Annotated in this window: 15 protein-coding genes; 8 read left to right on the forward strand and 7 right to left on the reverse strand. The window is 47.4% G+C overall.

What is annotated here, in order from left to right:
• Nucleotides 1–116 precede the first annotated feature (116 nt).
• The 7 genes from HMPREF3050_RS04195 to HMPREF3050_RS04220 form a co-directional block, all read right to left on the reverse strand.
• Complete coding sequence (locus tag HMPREF3050_RS04195) at nucleotides 117–485, reverse strand: hypothetical protein (protein ID WP_003762775.1); 369 nt, start codon at nucleotides 483–485, stop codon at nucleotides 117–119.
• A gap of 105 nt (nucleotides 486–590) precedes the next feature.
• On the reverse strand, nucleotides 591–2,207 hold the full coding sequence (locus tag HMPREF3050_RS04200; RefSeq protein ID WP_070773620.1) for an NAD(P)-binding protein: 1,617 nt from the start codon (nucleotides 2,205–2,207) through the stop codon (nucleotides 591–593).
• A gap of 85 nt (nucleotides 2,208–2,292) precedes the next feature.
• Complete coding sequence (locus HMPREF3050_RS04205; RefSeq protein ID WP_070773621.1) at nucleotides 2,293–4,083, reverse strand: hypothetical protein; 1,791 nt, start codon at nucleotides 4,081–4,083, stop codon at nucleotides 2,293–2,295.
• A gap of 100 nt (nucleotides 4,084–4,183) precedes the next feature.
• Nucleotides 4,184–6,034 (reverse strand): hypothetical protein, encoded by a 1,851-nt coding sequence (locus HMPREF3050_RS04210; RefSeq protein ID WP_070773623.1) that lies wholly within the window; start codon nucleotides 6,032–6,034, stop codon nucleotides 4,184–4,186.
• A gap of 99 nt (nucleotides 6,035–6,133) precedes the next feature.
• Nucleotides 6,134–6,517, reverse strand: coding sequence for an adenosylmethionine decarboxylase (gene speD / locus HMPREF3050_RS04215; protein WP_070773625.1), 384 nt, complete (start codon nucleotides 6,515–6,517; stop codon nucleotides 6,134–6,136).
• Nucleotides 6,514–6,660: a hypothetical protein gene (locus HMPREF3050_RS14560; RefSeq protein WP_168166256.1), complete on the reverse strand. Its 147-nt coding sequence runs from the start codon at nucleotides 6,658–6,660 to the stop codon at nucleotides 6,514–6,516. The genes speD and HMPREF3050_RS14560 overlap by 4 nt, the downstream gene beginning before the upstream one ends.
• A 1-nt stretch (nucleotide 6,661) precedes the next feature.
• Nucleotides 6,662–8,188, reverse strand: a complete 1,527-nt coding sequence (locus tag HMPREF3050_RS04220) for a DUF4178 domain-containing protein (protein WP_070773627.1) — start codon at nucleotides 8,186–8,188, stop codon at nucleotides 6,662–6,664.
• Nucleotides 8,189–8,755: 567 nt separating this feature from the next.
• Here HMPREF3050_RS04220 and HMPREF3050_RS04225 point away from each other — a divergent pair.
• The 8 genes from HMPREF3050_RS04225 to cas2 all read left to right on the forward strand — a co-directional run bounded on the left by HMPREF3050_RS04225 (nucleotide 8,756) and on the right by cas2 (nucleotide 18,261).
• The gene (locus HMPREF3050_RS04225; protein WP_070773629.1) at nucleotides 8,756–11,236 is read left to right on the forward strand and encodes a CRISPR-associated helicase/endonuclease Cas3; all 2,481 of its coding nucleotides are present in this window, start codon (nucleotides 8,756–8,758) and stop codon (nucleotides 11,234–11,236) included.
• Between the two features lie 7 nt (nucleotides 11,237–11,243).
• Entirely contained in the window at nucleotides 11,244–11,981 is a 738-nt protein-coding gene (cas5c, locus tag HMPREF3050_RS04230; RefSeq protein ID WP_070773631.1) for a type I-C CRISPR-associated protein Cas5c, read from the forward strand.
• Entirely contained in the window at nucleotides 11,978–14,005 is a 2,028-nt protein-coding gene (gene cas8c / locus HMPREF3050_RS04235) for a type I-C CRISPR-associated protein Cas8c/Csd1 (RefSeq protein WP_070773633.1), read from the forward strand. The genes cas5c and cas8c overlap by 4 nt, the downstream gene beginning before the upstream one ends.
• Nucleotides 14,006–14,026: 21 nt before the next feature.
• The gene (cas7c, locus tag HMPREF3050_RS04240; protein WP_070773635.1) at nucleotides 14,027–14,866 is read left to right on the forward strand and encodes a type I-C CRISPR-associated protein Cas7/Csd2; all 840 of its coding nucleotides are present in this window, start codon (nucleotides 14,027–14,029) and stop codon (nucleotides 14,864–14,866) included.
• A 12-nt stretch (nucleotides 14,867–14,878) separates the two neighbouring features.
• Complete coding sequence (gene cas4 / locus HMPREF3050_RS04245; RefSeq protein ID WP_070773637.1) at nucleotides 14,879–15,526, forward strand: CRISPR-associated protein Cas4; 648 nt, start codon at nucleotides 14,879–14,881, stop codon at nucleotides 15,524–15,526.
• Between the two features lie 28 nt (nucleotides 15,527–15,554).
• Nucleotides 15,555–16,367, forward strand: a complete 813-nt coding sequence (locus HMPREF3050_RS04250; RefSeq protein WP_070773639.1) for a PDDEXK family nuclease — start codon at nucleotides 15,555–15,557, stop codon at nucleotides 16,365–16,367.
• 512 nt (nucleotides 16,368–16,879) lie between these two features.
• Nucleotides 16,880–17,893 carry a type I-C CRISPR-associated endonuclease Cas1c gene (gene cas1c, locus HMPREF3050_RS04255; protein ID WP_070773640.1) on the forward strand — a complete coding sequence of 338 codons (1,014 nt, stop codon included), beginning with the start codon at nucleotides 16,880–16,882 and terminating at the stop codon, nucleotides 17,891–17,893.
• A 74-nt stretch (nucleotides 17,894–17,967) separates the two neighbouring features.
• Nucleotides 17,968–18,261 (forward strand): CRISPR-associated endonuclease Cas2, encoded by a 294-nt coding sequence (gene cas2, locus HMPREF3050_RS04260; protein ID WP_070773642.1) that lies wholly within the window; start codon nucleotides 17,968–17,970, stop codon nucleotides 18,259–18,261.
• The last annotated feature ends 422 nt before the right edge of the window (nucleotides 18,262–18,683 follow it).

Below are 18,683 nucleotides of genomic sequence, written 5' to 3' on the forward strand. Positions count from 1 at the left end.
AAATTTAATCCACTATAAAAAGGTCGTCTGAAAACAGTTTTGGGTAACTGTTTCAGACGACCTTTTCGCTTACTGCGGCCAAACCCGCTCAAGCATGGTTCGGCTTGACGTTTATCCTAATTGGCTGCGTTGACGCACAAAGAATCAATCTTGCCCGCGCGTGGGAAGCGGATGGTGTAGCGTCCTTTTTGGTTGATTTCGGCAAAGCTGAAGCGGTCTTCAGGCGTATCGCCGTCCGCGCCCACTTCCAAAGCAACGCGTTTGCCTTTCGGGTCTTTCACGACCACATTAGGGCTGACGGGCGCGAATGAAAGCATCAAACCATTGCCTTCCGTCACTTTAAAGCTGTACACCTCGCCGCGTTTGACCTTCATAGGTTGGTCGATGCAGCCCGTTTCATTCAAGGGCAAATTTTTTTCCGCATAAGCAAAAGCAGTGCTGCCCAAACCCAAAGCAAGCATCAGGGAAAAACTCAGAGATTTCATAAGGTTTCCTTTGAGATTTAAATATTCAAACGAAGCGGGATTATAGCACTGATTATTTGGGATCCGCGCTAGGCGAGACGAAAAATAACCCAACCAACATAAAACTCAACCTTTTCCCCGTTCCAATATCTTCCTAGCCGCTTCCACGCCCCAATACAAGGCTTCTTCGAATACCGAATAGCCGCTCAAATCGCTGTGGGCAAACAGCAATCCTGACGCGCGGTTTCTGATTTTTAACAAAGATTCGTCGTTCAGATACCCGACTTTCGGTACGCTCATGCCGTGTCCGCGCACTGTAACATCGACGTGTGAAACGTGTTGCCAGAAGCCCTCTCCGTAGGCGGCGATCAAGTCTTTGGCGGCCAAGTCGCGCAGTTCTTCGTTAGAGGCTTCGAGCAGTTGGCGGCGGACGGTTTGCGGGGTGTCGTGGTTTAACGCGGCATAGGCGGTGAAGATTGTGCGCTCGGGGCGGGCGACGCGGATGAGCTGGTTGGTGGCGACGACGTAGCCGAGTCCTTGGCTACCGTAGATGACATTATCCCATGCCGTTTCGCTGTTGTTTTTTTCTTTCGGGAAACTGTGCAACTCGAAATTGGCGACCAACCACGGGGCGTATTCGGGAATGTTCAAACCGTATTGCGCGGGATTTTCGACGATGCGGGCGGCGACCATCAACGGCATGGCGGAGATAACGTGTTGCGCGGTCAGGGCGACGGTTTCGCCGCTTGAATTGTCGCGCAGCCAAACTTCGATACGGTCGTCTGAAAGCAGTTTGATTTTGACGGCGGATGCGTTGACGGAAGCGGGTTTGTCGAGGCGGATGCGGTTTTCAGACGACCATTGCCAACCTTCCTGCAAACCGGCATGGCGGCGCAGGTTTTCGGAAAGGTGCGCCAGACCTTCGGGCCAGGTCAGGACGGTTTCCGCGCTGTTGCGGGCGGCGAAGTAATGCAGTCCGGCAAAGGCGGATACTTGCGCTATGCCCTGCCCGTAATCGTCGCGGCAGCAGTAATCGAGATACCAAAGCAGTTCGGGTGAGGTGTAGCCTTCTTGCACAAGCCATTGTTTGAACGTCAGGCTATCGAGTTTGCGCCACGTTTCGTCTGCCGATGACAGGGCTATCGGAATGGCGAAAATCTTTTTGCCGTCGCTACCGTAAGCCTGTTTCAGATGACCGATTAAATCAAAAAAGCGTTTGGAATCCGCATCTTCTTTCGGCAACAGGTGTTCCTGCCATTTATCCTGATACAGAAGGCGCGACTCGGGCGCGTAAACCAAATCGGTTTCCCTGAAACTGCCGTCCGATTGCAAGATACCAAAATCCGCCAGCATCTCGCGCACATACGCGCTCTCTTTCGACGGCAACGCAAGATAATGCGCGCCACTCGGCGCTTTCAGGCCGTCTGAAGCGGCGTAGGCGGCATTGTTGCCGTTGCGCTCGAACCCTTCCGCCAGCAATACATCACGATGACCGTGTTTCGCCAAATACCACAACGCCCCCAAACCCGCCGCGCCGCCGCCGAGTATCAGCGTATTGCATTCGTAACGTCGAGTCGGCGGATTGAGCAATTTCCCGTCGCGCAACAAATGCCCCAACGGCAGCCCGACGCGGTTGACGGAAACCGGCGGTTTGCGGTTGAGGCGGTTATAAGTCAGCCAAGAAAAAGAGGACGCGGCGGCAAGCGCGGCGGTGTAACTGAGGAATTGACGGCGTGTCGGCATAGGGTTGAATGTCGGTTTAGGGTTCTGACAGGTCGTCTGAAAACATCAAGACGGTTTCAGACGACCTTTTGATGAAATGTTTCCATCAATTTTGTTTGACTGAGGATGCTTGTTGGAAACGTTTTTTATTAAGCAGGGTATCAATGAAAAAATCAATTCGTTCCCCATCAAAAAATACAGCCCCTCGGATGTTTTTACATACCGGATCCCGCGAAACATACGAAAATCCATTATCCTCTTCTGAAACGTCTGATTCTTGAATGATGCCACTGATATTTTTGAGACATTGCCTATATACCGCTTCTCGTTTGGCATTGTCTTTCATCCACTCGCTGTACTGTTTTTGCTTTTTCTCCTGCAATACTAACCTGTAAAACATCCCAATTCTTGGAAACTCTTCTTCATATTTGGCCTCTGAAATCGAGAGCTCTTCTACAGTCTGATCCTGAAATTTTTTAAAGAGCACACGGATATGTATCTGGCACGATACGCCTTTTGCCCAGTTTATTGATGCCTTACCATTACTACAATGCTCTGCTTCTTCCGCAATCAATTCATCGATACTTTTTTTCTGCAACTCATCCTCTAGAGACTTGGTTTTGTCAGCAAGTACCTGTCCCAATGCGATGTCAATTAATACCGGCTCCCTCTCTTCCGTACCCAATGCATCAGTTACCATGCGCGAATGGTCTTCTTTCATGATACTTTCGAAGTCTTGCCAAGGTATTTGGGCATATTTCTGTGCCAAAATTTCTTTGATTTTTGCAACTTCAGGTGATTTTTCCAGCCGCTCCCATTCTGGCCGTTCCCCCTCTTTCTTTTTCAAATTTTGTTTGATCTGTTTTATCAGAATTTCTCTGTCAACAGCCTTACTTAAATTTATAGGCAGCTCCAATTGCTCCATGACTTGATTCGCAATGGCGCATTCTGGAGCAAACACATAATAGTAGGAAGAGTCTTCGTATTCGGATTCGTCAACTTGGGTCACTGCAACTTTATCCTTAAGTTGTTTAAAGCATCTTCTGTATTCAGCCTCGAGTTTGCTGTGGTCCAACATTAATGTCTTCTCAATGTTCTTCCAATCTGCCTCTATGGCGGCGCGGTAGGCGGCTGTCAAGATGGGCGTGGGAATGTGCCTGCCATCGCTATATCCTAATTCTGTCTGAACGAGTTCAGATAATGTTTTTTCTGAGAATTTCTCCTTTAAAACATGATAATAAGCTTTACACAAAGGAATATGATCCCAAGCTTCCTTCTGACAGCTTTGCGGGATTTCTTTGGTCAGTGTTTCGATATTTTTTGTTTTCAATTCATTCAAAAACGGCTCCGCCTTATCTGCAAAGATGCGGTCTATGGCTTCTCTTTTAGCCCGTTCTTCCAACGAACTGTCGGCATTTATGGAGTGAACGGATTCTTGATGTAAAGCCTTGGAATAGAATGTTTTCCAATCTTCATCGGCATATTTCTTTTCCCATTCAGTTTTGAATTGCATGGCTCGCTTTTCAATTTTCTGATTAAGCGCTTCTTTTTCCGCATTTTCTTTCTGCCATTCATGGAGCGGTTCTGCCGAATCAACAGCCGTCCATGCGGCGAAACAAGGTAATAATTCGGTGTTGTCAGGGTTCAACATCAAAAGATCGTCGGGATACGCCGCAATCATTTGTCGTCCATCGACGTTTTCCATATCAACACCCGCCTTCTTGAACACATCGTCTTTCAAACATTGTTCTTTTTTAGTTTTGGCTTCGTCGAGATGCTGGAAATAATACACGCGGTCTTTGACGGGCGACGTGATAGATGCCGAATTTGGCTGACTGATACATGCGCCTAAAGAGAGGGCGGATAAAGCGAGGATGGCGGAAGTGCGTAAGCGCATTGTTAGTTCCTTAGTCAGGATATTTTTAAAATTTAAGAATGAGGTCGTCTGAAAACATCAAGACTACGGTTTCAGACGACCTTTTGATGAAATGTTTCCATCAATTTTGTTTGACTGCGGATGCTTGTTGGAAACGTTTTTTATTAAGCAGCGTTTTAGTAAAGTAGTCGAAACGTGACTCTTCAACTGGAAGACTAGAGCTAAACGCTAGACATCCCGGCGCCCGCCTAGCATACGAAGAAGCAGTATCCTCTTCTGAAACATATGATTTTTCGATGATTCCACTGATATTTTTGAGACATTGCCTATATGCCGCTTCTCGCTTGGTATTATCATTGCTCAGTTCAAGGTATTGTTTTCTCTCTTTTTCATGCAATACCGAAGAGTAGGCTACGTAAACCAATAAAAACCCATCTTCATCTTTATTTTCATATTTATCTTTTGAAGCGGAAAGCTCTTCTAACGTCTGATTCTGAAATTTTTTTGAGAGAGCGCGGGAATATACTTTACATTGACTATCTGCTAACCAATCTATTTTTCCTTCATCGCGACAGCTGGCAGGTATTTCGGCAATCAGTTTATCGATGCTGTTTTTCGCCAATTCATCCACGAGAGGCTGGATTTTGTCAGTAAACACCTGGTTCAATGCTATGACCATTATCTGATGCTGCTTTTGTTTCTGCTTCGGTTTCTCTTCCGTACCCGAGAAAATGTCTGCCATATTCACCGGATAGTCTTTTTCTACGGTGCTTATGAAATTTTGCCAAGGTGTTTGGGCGTATTTCTGAGCCAAGATTGTTTTGGCTTGTGCGACCTCAGGCGTTTTTTCCAACTGCTTCCATTCTTTTTCGCTGTTTGCTTCCGTTTCCCGGGTTTGTTTGCCGAAATTTATCCAAACCGCGCTGTCAATAACCTTATTTAAATCAGTAGGCAGCTCCAACCTTTCCATGACTTGATTCGTAATAACGCATTCCGGATAAAGTTCTAAATAAAAGGAAGGTGTGAAATGTTCCGTGTTATTTATCTGGGACTCTGTTGCTGCTATTTTATCGCCGATTTTTTTAGTACATTTCATATATTCGGTATTGAGTTTGCGATAGTCCAGCATTAATGCTTTATCCATTTTTTCTGAATTCCCCTCCACCGCAGAACGGTAGGCAGCCGACTGAACGGTAGCAGGCAGATGCTTGGCACCTTTATATTGTTTTTCCATACCCGCCAATTCGGATAATGTTTTTTCTGATAATTTCTCTTTTAAAACATGATAATAAGCTTTACACGAAGGAATAAGGTCCCAAGCTCCCTTACGACAGCTTTGTGGAATTTCTTTGGTCAATGTTTCAATGTTTTTTGTTTTCAATTCATTCAAAAACGGCTCCGCCTTATCGACAAAAATGCGGTCGATGGCTTCTCTTTTAGCCCGATCTTCCAATCGGTTTTTTCTATTGCGTGTTTGAACGGATTCTTTACGCAAAGCCTCGGGGTAGAATGTGTTCCAATCTTCATTGGCGTATTTCTTTTCCCATTCGGTTTTGAGCCGGATGACCTGCTTTTCAAATTTTTGATTCAGCTCTTCTTTTTTCTTATTTTCCTCCTGCCATTTGCGCAGCGGTTCCGCAGCATTGTTTGCCGTCCATGCGGCGAAACAGGGAGATAATTCGTTGTTGCCGGGATTGAGCATCAAAATATCGTCGGGATACTCCGCAATCATTTGTCGTTCATCGGCGTTTTCCATATCAACGCCCACTTTTTTAAACACGCCGTCTTTCAAACATTGTTCGTTTTTAGCTTTGGCTTCGTCGAGATGCTCGAAATAATAGATGTAGTCTTTGGCGAATGGGTTGATGGGTGTTGATGATGAAGAACTGGTGGGTGCCGAACTTGGGTTGCTGATACACGCGCCTAAAGAGAGCACGGATAAAGAGAGGATGATGGAAGTGCGTAAGTGCATTTTGGTTCCTTGATGTTCTTAGTGAGAATATTTTTTGGGGTTTTAAAATGAGGTCGTCTGAAAACAGATTGAGACTGTTTCAGACGACCTTTACAGGTTTTATTGTTCTATTGGCGGCTGCGTATCGTCCAGTATTCCTTCGCCACGTTGCGCTACCGTCCAAACGGCTCGTTCCGCCGCCAATTCCCTGCACAATACTTCCTTCACTTTTTCCAACTTCATGCCGCCGCAGATAAATGCGTCTATGGCGGCGAAGCGGTGTTCCGGCCAAGTATGGATGCTGATGTGGGATTCGGCGAGCAGTAAGATGCCGGTAATGCCGCCTGCACCGCCAAAGGTGTGGAAACGTTCGGCGAGGACGGTGGCTTCTGCGGCTTGAGCGGCGGCTTTTAGGGTGTTTTTCAGACGACCTTCGTCTTTCAAGACAGCTTCATCACAGCCATATAAATCTAAAAGACCGTGATTGCCGGGGATATGGGTCATTTATGGCCTCCGGAGAAACCTCCGCCGCCGTAATAGCCGCCGGAATGCATACGCGAGCCGTCGGATTCGGAAGAGCCGTAGCTGATGATCATGGAGATGATGATGATAATGGTGCTGAAAATGATGTAAGTGGCTCTCGACATGTTAATCCTCGTCCTCGTCTTCTTTGCCCATAGTCCACAACAACCAAGTTCCTATAAAGATGACGGTAAATGAGGCAGAGTTGCCGTCGGTCAGCAGCGCAGGAAGGTTGACGACAACCAAGATGGCGATCATGACAAACCGTAATTGGTTATCGACCCCGTCTGCGTTCATTTTTGCCGTGTATCTGGGCGCTTCCGCCTGCAAACCGAAGGCGCCGGCAACTTTGCCGTAGGTAGTGCGCGTGCTTTTACTCCATGCCAGCTCGTGTTCGGTCAGCTCGGCACACAGTTTGCTGTTGCTGCCGACTTGGTAGTCGGTGTAATACGCCAAATCACCCGAACGGATATGCCAGTAAAACGCGCCGGCGGCGACTTCGACTTTGCCGCCGTAGGAATAAAGTTCATCACAACCTTGCGGTTTGCGGGCGCTGTTTAAACGCGGCCAGTTGTTTTGCGTTTCGGATTGGCTCCACTCGCCGTCGGACGATTCGACCAACCACAAAAAGCCTTTCTGCGGATTGTAAAGCAGGTATTCGACCCACCAACCGACCGGCGTCAGTATCCGCCGTTTGCCTTCAAACATATATTCATAAGTCGCATCGGGGTCCAGTTCGGAATACCTGACTGCACCCATCACGAAATAATCATTGTCATTTAGACGACCCTGCGTGCCGATAGGCAGGGTAAACAGTTTATCCTGCGCCACACGCATGGCATTGGCAGTAATCAGTCGCGCTTTTTCCTTGCCGACTTCCAATTGGCTGCCGCAGCTCGGGCAAATCAGAAAATCGGTGACACCGCTCAACCAATGGACGGACGACCCGCAATTCGGACAATTTTCCGAATGATGACTGCCTTTCAGACGACCTGCCGTTTCACGGATTTGGTCGTCGGTACGGGTATTCTGCAGTTTCAGTTCATTTAGGCCGACCATACTGCCGTAATAGATTTCGGGAGGATCATCGCCGTAATCTATCGTCAGGAAAAGACCTGAGCATCGCCAGTCTATGACTTTACTTGTCGTATCTTCAGTCAGCTTAAACGGCAATTCGCCCTGAGCCGCCGATTTTCTGAGGCTGATTTCACGCTTATCCGACGGAACAAAGTTTTTATTTTGAAAATTAAAATTGCAACCGCCCGGCACGACGTCGTGGAACTCCGGCACAACTTCAGGCGATTCAACCAAGCGCGTCATGGAATACAGGTCGCCGGATTCAGACAGCCAACCGGTTTGCCCGTCATCAAACAGCGCATACCATTCGTTCCACACACCGTCGTCGTATTGCACCTGAAGCCGTCCGACCAAGGTAAATGGGCGGGTAACGTATGTCCCTGTCGTGCCGATTTGCAGCGGGCTGAAATCTTCCAACAAAGCGGAATCGCGCCCGGAATCGACGATACTGTCATCCTGCCGCACCAGCATGCTGTTGCAGTAGCCGCACACCAGCGTAACGGCTGTCGCGGAATGCGCCTCAACAGGCGCGCCGCAGCTCGGGCAGTCGGTTTTGAAGAATGGGGTGTTTGACATGAATTTTCTTTTTCGGAATTTCAGACGACCTGGGACAAACCGATACAGGCTTCAGCCGATGCTTTAAAAATACTGGCAAATAAATATCTTGCCGCATTTTCCAAAACGCAAACAGCGTCCGCACTATCCGTATGCCGATGCAGACTGCAGCAAACAAGCAGTCGGCAGCAATATGATTGTATAGTAAAACAAAACGGCTTGGGTACGGAATCAGGCAAGCGCAGCCGCATCCTACCGAATTTAACCCATCTATACGACAAAGGTCGTCTGAAAACCTACCTCCATTCTATCTATGTCCCACTATTTTAGGAATTTACGCCATAACTTGATTCGCTTCCTTTATCCTAAAACTTCAGAAATAGTCAAATTGATATTGTTATTTATTACAAATGCTGTATTATTCTCGGAAAATATAACAAATAAAATAATAACATCTTAAATCCCTAAATATCTCCTTTATCCGTCATTCAGACGACCTCATTCCACAGATTTTCGATTTTCAATCCTTTAAGCCATTTATAGGGCTTGTTCGTTAAATTTTGCGCGTTTTAAATTTGGAGAATTGACGTGAATTTTGACTATATTGCCCATGTCCGCAAAGCAGACGGGCAACCACAATCCTTGCAAACGCATCTAATAGAAACCGCTGAGATCGCCAAATTATTGGCAGCCAAGCTGGATTTGGATCAGGCAGGCGAGTTACTCGGACTCATGCACGATTTCGGTAAATACTCCCAAGATTTCCAAGAATATATCAAAAGCGTAACCGGCATTAATCCCGACGCAGATGATTATGTTTTGCCCAATGGAAAAAAAATTGACCATTCCACCGCCGGCACGCAATGGGTTTACCGCGAATTGAGAAAATTCGGTGCGGCGCAGGGAATCGGCGAATTGTTCGGGCAAATGCTGGGTTTGTGCATTGCTTCACATCACGGCGAAGGCTTGATTGACTGTTTGGACGATGAGGGCAACGCTGTTTGGAAAAAGCGGTTTGAAAAGGATGATGAATTAACACACTTGGCAGAATGCGAGCAAAATGCCGATGAAGCCGTTCAACAGAAAGCACGTGAATTGGTAGGAGAAAACCTGATTCGCAGCCTGCTCAAAGCAGTGAAACCGATTCTTTCCGACCCAGCAAGCAACGACAAAATCAAAGAGTTTTACCTCGGCTGCCTGACCCGTTTCCTGTTTAGCTGCCTGATTGATGCCGACCGTATCAACAGCTCGGATTTTGAGCGGGAAGCGCAGAAAGAAGTCCGCCGTTTGACCGAAAAACCAGATTGGCAATCGGCAATCGATAAATTGGAAGCCAAATTAGCGGGTTTTGAAAATCGTCTTGTCGAAGAAATCAAACCTATTGACGAAATCCGCCGCAAAATTTCAGACGACTGCTTAAAAAGAGCGGCCGATTCTCAAGGTATTTATACACTGACTGTACCGACCGGCGGTGGTAAAACATTAGCCAGCCTGCGCTATGCCCTCCATCATGCGCAAAAGCATCATCTCGACCGCATCATCTACATCATTCCCTACACTTCTATCATCGACCAAAATGCCCAAGCCGTGCGCGAAATTCTCGGCGAAGATTGGGTGCTCGAACACCATTCTAATTTAGAACCTGAAAAACAAAGCTCGCAGGACAAACTGCTGTCCGAAAACTGGGATAAGCCTATTGTCTTTACCACCATGGTGCAGTTTTTGGACGCATGGTTTGGCGGCGGTACGCGCGGCGCACGCCATATCCACCCGATGACCAATGCGGTGCTGATTTTTGACGAAATTCAAACCCTGCTTGTGAAATGCGTGCATTTGTTTTGCAACGTTTTGAACTGGCTGACGACGTTCGGCAAAAGCACGGCGGTTTTGTGTACAGCGACGCAGCCTTTACTCGGCGAATCGGGCTTGCAGAATTTTCCCGAAGGGAAAAGGGAAAGCATTGCCGCGCGCGGTTTGTTAAAGCAGCCTGCACATGCCGAAATCATGGGAACTGATGAGCAAAGAGAAGAGCTTTATAAAAAGTTATCGCGCGTAGAAATCCGATTCAACGAAAAATCAGGCGGTTGGAATGTGGATGAAGCGGGCGCGTTTTTGCTGGAACAGTTTCAGACGACCCAAAGCTGTCTGTTTATTGTCAATACCAAAAAATGGGCGCAGGAGCTTTATCAGTATTGCAAGGGGCAGAACGTGCCGCCCGAGACCTTATTTCATTTAAGCACCCACCAATGCGCGGCGCACCGCAAAGCGATTTTTGACACCATCAAAGCTCGTCTGAAAAACAAAGAACCCGTTATCTGCATCAGCACCCAATTGATTGAAGCGGGCGTGGATATTTCGATGGCTTGCGTGATTCGCGCCTTGGGTGGGCTGGATAGCATTGCTCAGGCGGCGGGGCGTTGCAACCGGCACGGTGAGAAAGAAGGTAAAGGGCAGGTTTGGGTGTTGAATTTGCAAGAACAGGATTTTACGCGGATATTGCCCGATATTCAGGCAGGCAAAAACCATGCCGAACGTGTGTTTCGCGATTTTGCCGGACAGGATATTTTGCAGCCAGAAGCGATGAAACGCTATTTTGAATACTATTTTTACCAGCGCAACGATGAAATGTCGTATTCCGTCAAAAACAGCGCAACGGGTTCACTTCTGGATTGGTTGAGCGATAACGCACTGAATCCTTATGGCGAGAAAAACAATAAAAGAAGCAAACCGTTACCACTGCTGATGCAATCCTTCAAAAGCGCAGGGCGTGCTTTCCAAGCCATAGACGCGCCAACTCGCGCCGTGATTGTGCCTTATGGCGAAGGTGCGAAACTCATTGCCAAACTTTGCGGCGAATGGGATCCGAAAGAAATGTATGACGCAAAGAAAAAAGCCCAGCGTTACAGCGTAAACGTCTTCCCCAACGTTTGGGATAAATTGCAAAAAGAAAATGCCCTGCATGAAACCATTGAAGGCTCGGGTATTTATTATCTGAAAGAACGCTATTACAACGACGAATTCGGCTTGTCTTTGGACGAAACAAGCGACATGACTTTTTACGACTTATAGGAGCAATATGGACAGCAAAATCAGTTTCCGCGTATGGGGACGGCAAGCCTTGTTTACCGACCCTGTTACCAAAATCGGTGGCGAAAAATTCAGCTACCAAGTGCCGACATACGAAGCCATTAAAGGCATCGTCAAAAGCATTTACTGGAAGCCCACGTTGATTTGGCATATCGACCGCATCCGCGTGATGAAACCCATCCGGACCCAAAGCAAATCCACTAAACCTCTGGACTGGAACGGCGGCAACACTTTGGCAATTTACACCTTTTTGCAGGACGTGGAATACCAAGTGGAAGCCCATTTTGAATGGAATGAGCATTGGGAAGAATTGGCAGGCGACCGCAATTTCGGCAAACACATCGCCATTGCCAGAAGAATGTTGGAACGCGGCGGGCGGCAGGATGTTTTTCTCGGCACGCGCGATTGCCAAGGCTATGTCGAGCCTTGCGAGTTTAGCAGCCCAAGTCGAGATGGGAAAGCAGGCTTTTACGATGAAATCGATAACTTGGATTTCGGTTTAATGTTCCATAGTTTTGGCTATCCCGAGGAAACAGGAAAGCCCGAATTGGTCAGCCGTTTTTGGATGGCAAATATGAAAAACGGCGTGATTGAATTCCCCAGTGTAAACGAAAGTGCAGGCTGCCTGAAAACCCGATTTATCCGCAAAATGAAGCCTGAAAAACCGTTCAAACGCGGCGAAAACGTCAAGCCTGTGGAAGATGAAGCCAAGGAGCTGGAATTATGAGCTGGATGCAGAAACTTTATCGGACGTATGAATATGTCCAAGAACAAGGTTTGAATGATGAAGACTTGGCATTGCCGTTTCATATGTCCAAAGCGGTTCATTTAAAAGTTATTTTGAATGATAAAGCAGAGCTCGTTGGGGTAGAGAGATTTGATGTAAAGAAACAAGTTCCGATACAGGTAACTGAAAAATCATCAAAACGTGCAGGATCAACTATCGCTTCTTATGGGTTACATGATAGCTTGCAATATATTGCTAAAACAGCGGGAAATTACTTAACAATTGAATATCTTTCTAAAGTGGCTGAGAAGGATAACGGAAAGAAATGGAAAGAATTTCTTGCAGGGACTGATGAATATAAACAGAAATTTGCCGATACGGAAAAAGCAAAATATAAAGATTGTTTTGAGTTTTATGAAAAGCAATTATCTGGCTGGGCTGAGTTCGGAAAGTTGAAAGAAATAAATATTGTTTTGCAATATATTCAAAAAGGTTCATTGATTGAAGATTTGTTAGAGAAACAGATTTTTTCTTTCAAGGATAATATTTTGTCGGCAGGAAAAGATGATCCTTTTAGCTTGACTATTGTATGGGCTGTTGAAATATCTAACGATCCACATTCGGATTTATGGAGTAAAAACAGTATAAAAAAACAATGGATAGACTATCAAGAGAGCCAGTCTGGAGAAGAAAGAGAACAACCAGAATTATGCTACATCACTGGTAAAAGAGATTATGCGGCAAAGGCTTATCCCAAAATTGAGGGTAATGCGAAATTGGTTTCTGCTAATGATACCAGTGGCTTTACTTTTCTTGGTCGGTTCTTATCAGATAAGCAAGCAGTAGCTTTGGGGAGAGATGTTTCTCAAAAAGCCTTTAATATGCTGAAGTGGCTTATAAAACGCCAAGGCATCCGAAACGGAGATCAAGTTACCGTCGCCTGGGCAATCAGCGGCAAACCCGTCCCATCTCCGATGAAAGACATTTCCAGCGAAATTGATTGGGATAATCTGGACATTAGTGCGGTTGAAAATCCTGATGAATTTTCATCGCAAACATCATCTGAACAGCCGTCCCCTGATTGGTCTGTAAATATCGGGCGTGCTGCTGCACAAATTATCAAAAAGAAACTGCATGGCTATCAGGCAGAATTGAAAGCCCACGAACAAATCTCCCTGATTATGCTCGATTCCGCCACGCCGGGGCGCATGGCATTAACTTATTACCAAGAATTTCTGCCTGCCGATTATTTCGCCAATTTGGATGCATGGATTGACGATTTTTCTTGGTATCAGCGTTACAGCATTGAAGTTCCAAACGGCAAGAAAACCGACAAGCGCACCCAATGGCGCTTCGTCCCGCCTTCGCCTTACAGCATTGCCGAAGCCGTGTACGGCAAATCCCTGTCCGACACGCTCAAAAAACAACTTTATGCCCGCCTTCTGCCCGTCATCGCAGGCGGAACATCCGTGCCGATTCCTGAAGATTTGGTGCGTCAAAGTTTTCAGGCAGCCTGCAATCCGAATGGCTGTGAAAACTGGGAATGGCAAAGAAACATCGGCGTCGCCTGTGCCCTATACAAAGGCTGGCGCGCCCGTCATCACGATTTATCACAACGGAGAACTTATCCTATGAGTTTGGATACCCAAAACTGCTCGCGCGACTACTTATATGGCAGGCTGCTTGCCATCGCCGAAAACACCGAATCCTACGCCCTGTATTTGGCAGGCGAAAAACGCGCCACCACCGCCGAACGCTATATGCAGCGTTTCGCCGAACATCCGTTTGCCACATGGCGCAATATCGAGCTGGCGTTGAAACCCTATCAAGAACGCCTGCGTAACAACGGTAAAGATACCGGTGCACAGGCAATCGGCGAGATTATGGAATTATTTGCCACCGATGATTTCACCTGCGACGACAAATTAAGCGGCGAATTTCTCTTGGGCTACCACTGCCAAAAAATGGAAATTGCCCGCCGCATTGCCGAGCTTTCCGCCAATAAATCCAAAACCCACGAATAACCTATTTAAAGGAAAACTAAAATGAGCTTAACCAAAAAAATCGACTTTGCCTTAATCCTGAAAGTAACCAACGCCAACCCTAACGGCGACCCCTTAAATGGCAACCGCCCGCGTGCCGATTTCCAAGGCTTTGGCGAAATGACCGACGTATGCCTGAAACGCAAAATCCGCGACCGCCTGCAAGACAGCGGCGAGAGCATTTTTGTGCAATCGGACGAAAAGAAAACCGACGGCATGACCAGCTTGGCCAACCGCGCCAAAGACAAAGATGTCGGCTTGGGTGCGGATGCCTTTAACGCTAAAAAAGCCAACAAAGACGACACCGCCAAAAAGGCCTGCGAAAAATGGCTGGATGTACGCAGTTTCGGACAGGTCTTCGCATTTAGCGGCGACGGTAGCAGTGGCATTTCCATCGCCGTGCGCGGTCCTGTTACCATTCAATCTGCATTCAGCGTTGAGCCAATTAACATCACCAGCACCCAAATTACCAAAAGCGTCAGCGGCGAAGGCGATGGCACGAAAAAATCTTCCGACACCATGGGCATGAAACACCGCGTCGATAACGGCGTGTACGTTGCCTTCGGCGCGATGTCGCCGCAGCTTGCCGAGCGCACCGGCTTTTCAGACGGCGATGCCGAAAAAATCAAAGCCGTACTCACCAAACTCTTTGAAGGCGACGCATCATCCGCCCGCCCCGAAGGCAGCATGCAGGTGCTGAAACTCATCTGGTGGGAACACAACAGCAAAGCAGGGCAATACTCTTCCGCCAAAGTGCACGGCAGCCTAAAAGTGAATACCGATGGCAGCTACGAACTGGAAAACCTTGATGGTTTAACTCCGCAGGAAATCGACGGCTTCTAAAACATTCAAAAAATGACCGCACTTTTAACCGAAACCCAAGGGGAGAATCAGGACGCGCGCCTGATTCCCCTTTCCGCCCTGCAACACTACGCCTTCTGTCCGCGCCAATGCGCGTTGATTCATAACGAGCAGGCGTGGGCGGAGAACTATTTGACCGCACAAGGCAAGGCGCTGCATGAGCGGGTGGATTCGGGCGAGCCGGAAACTCGCAAGGGCGTGCGCTTTGAGCGAACGGTGCATGTGTCGGCGGAGAAGCTGGGCATCAGCGGCGTGTTGGATTTGGTGGAAGTGGACACAAAAACAGGTCGTCTGAAACCCGTGGAATACAAACGCGGCAAGCCTAAACCTGATCCGATGGATGAAATCCAGCTCTGCGCCCAAGGCTTGTGCTTGGAAGAAATGACGGGGCAAACCGTCTCTGAGGGCGCGCTGTGGTATATGCAAACCCGCCATCGCGTCCCCGTCGTGTTTTCAGACGACCTGCGCGCCCAAACACGCGCCACCATCGCCGCCGTGCGTGAACTTCTAAACAGCGGCCAAACCCCGCTGCCCGACTACAGCAAACGCTGCAAAGCCTGCTCGCTGGTGGAGATTTGTCAGCCGGAGTTGCTGGGGAAACGGGATAGGAGTGTGGGGTATGTGGTGGAGTTGTTTGAATAGTAACTGTATATTAAATAAGGTAATTATTATGAATATTTATGATGATTTTTTTAAAGGTATCTCACCAGAAGATTGGGAGTTTTTTGCTGCTGATTTCTTAGGTGCTCGAGGGTGTGCTATTGAATTGCCACCAGCCAGAGGAGCTGATGGTGGAAAAGACCTTATTGTTTCTTTTCGAGGAAAGAGATACATCGTTAGTTGTAAACACTTCGCCTGTAGTGGAAGGTCAGTAACAGAAAGGGATGAAGCTTCTTTTTTAGAAAGAACAAAGCAACATAAAGCTGATGGTTTTATAGGATTTTATTCAACATTAGTATCACAGGCATTACAAGATAGATTAAAAGGATGCGAAGATAATTCTTTTGAGTATTTAATTTTTGATAAAAATTCGATTAGTGATTATTTGCCAAATATGAGCTGTTTTATTTTACAAAAATATGGGTTACCCGCTCCAAATAATTTTTATTATATGAATGTACCTCCTGAACAATATCAGCCTTTACCTTGCATGTGTTGTGGAGAGGATATTCTTTCTGATGAAATGATTAATTTGTCTATGGCAGGAATTGTGAGAGGTGATTTAGGACAATTAGGTTACATATTTGGTTGTAAGAATTGTATTTCTAAATATTTTGATCATTATGATCCTTGGTTAGATCATTTGGAAGCTTTATATGTAGAACAATTAATTGGGTGGGATAGGTGCATTCAAGAATGTGTAAAAGATGAAAATTTGGATGAAAAATTTTGGGAGCACTACTTTATACATAGAGCAGCATTAGTGCAGAGATTATATCCCTCTCATTTAGGGGTGTACCCAACAGCATTAATCCAGTGGTAACAATAAAAATAAGTGGAGTAGGATTGGGTTAGCCGCAGACATAATCCAACAAAATACTGAAATTTCAAGCCAAGGTCGTCTGAAAAACAATATTTGGGAAACCAAGAGGTTTCGTTGGGTTACGGCGTTTTGCCTGAACCGACCTAACAATAATTTTCAGGCAGTAAGAGTAGCAAGCTGTAGCCTGCATCTCAACTAACCGTGTGCGTGGTTGTGCCACACACCCTGTCTGTGAACGATACAAACTTTAAAATCAAATATAGGGTATGTGCGGTACGCACGCACGCGGTTTTTGCTGTTCAAACTATTGTTTAAAACTTTCAGACGACCTTGTGTTTTAGTCTGTGTAGGTGGGATAATTGTATCCGACAACTGTTTGATATTTATATGATTTGAAATTATTGCTGCAATTTTGAAAATGTCGGATTCGAGAATCCGACCTACCGTTTTTCAGGTAGTTCAACCCTGTTAAACACCCCAAAAACCACGGTCAAACCCCAAGGACCCTCCCTATGCGCAAATTGCAAAACACGCTCTATATCACCACCCAAGGCAGTTATCTGCATAAGGAGCGGGAGACGCTGGTGGTGGAGCAGGAGCGCAAGAAGGTAGCGCAGTTGCCGGTGCATTCCATCGGGCATATTTTCTGTTTTGGTAATGTGCTGGTGTCGCCGTTTCTGTTGGGGTTTTGCGGTGAAAATAATGTGAATTTGGCGTTTTTTACGGAAAACGGACGTTTCTTGGGGCGGCTTCAGGGGCGGCAGAGCGGCAATGTGCTGCTGCGTCGGGCGCAGTATCGGGGGGCGGAGCAAAATCCTGTGCCGATTGCGCGCAATATCATTGCGGCGAAGATTCAGGCAAGTAAGCGGGTGCTTCAGCGGCAGATTCGCAATTACGGCGAGAATGCGGTGATTCAAAGTGCGGTCGATGCTTTGAACATTTCGCTGCGGCAGTTGAAGGGGGCGGCGGAGCTGGACGTAGTGCGCGGGATTGAGGGCGATGCGGCGGCGCGTTATTTCGGCGTGTTCGGGCAGCTTTTGAGCGAAAAAAGCGGCTTTACTTTTGACGGGCGCAACCGCCGTCCGCCCAGAGACGGGGTGAACGCGCTGTTGTCGTTTGTGTACAGTATCTTGGGCAAGGACATCAGCGGCGCGCTGCAAGGCGTGGGGCTGGATCCGCAGGTGGGTTTTCTGCATGCCGACCGACCGGGGCGCGACAGTTTGGCGCAGGATATTTTGGAAGAATTCCGCGCGTGGTGGGCGGACAGGTTGGTGCTGTCGCTGATTAACCGCGGGCAAATCAAACCGCAGGATTTTGTTACCGAGGCAAGCGGCGCGGTAAGCCTGAAAGCCGATGCACGTAAGCTTTTGTTCCAAGCCTTGCAGGCGAAAAAGCAGGAGAAAATAGTTCATCCGTTTTTAGGCGAGGAAGTGGAAATCGGGCTACTGCCGTATATTCAGGCCATGCTGTTGGCGCGGCACTTACGCGGGGATTTGGCAGAATATCCGCCGTTTTTGATGAGATAGGTTTGCAGGCTGCCTGAAAACGGGTTGGATGCTTTCAGACGACCTCTAAAGCAGCCTGCACATGGGAATAAAAAATGCTGATGCTGATTACTTACGATATTTCGCTGGAAGACGCAGAAGGACAGGCAAGGCTGCGGCGCGTGGCGAAATTGTGTCTGGACTACGGCGTGCGCGTGCAATATTCGGTTTTTGAATGCGACATCGCACCCGACCAATGGGTTGTTTTAAAAGACAAACTCTTGAAAACCTACAACTCCGAAACCGACAGCTTGCGTTTTTACCATTTAGGCAGCAAATGGCGGCGGAAAGTGGAGCATCATGGCGCGAAACCGGCAATGGATGTGTTTAAGGATACGTTGATTGTGTGAATCGCCAACCTGCGGTTCTCATGAAAATGCGGCAGGGTTGGCGAACTGGGATTGTTCTTTAACAATCAGGATATTGTGAATGCGGGTGTAACGGAAAAGGCTATGTTATACTCGCGTTCACGCTTTTCTTGGGAGCTTAGCGAAATCGGGGCTGCGAAACCTGATAGAGCAAGGCTTTTAAGAGAGGCTCCAGCCGCCTTCAGGCGGCTGTGTGTTGAAACTGGCGTTTGACTTCGGTAACGTTGACTTTGACGGGCCAGCCGCCTTCAGGCGGCTGTGTGTTGAAACAAGCATGACACGTTACGGAAACAGACGGCTAAAACCAGCCGCCTTCAGGCGGCTGTGTGTTGAAACCGTTATCAACCCTTACAAAATCAGCGAATACGGCACCAGCCGCCTTCAGGCGGCTGTGTGTTGAAACT

Source organism: Neisseria sp. HMSC065D04 (assembly GCF_001815675.1).
GTDB lineage: Bacteria > Pseudomonadota > Gammaproteobacteria > Burkholderiales > Neisseriaceae > Neisseria.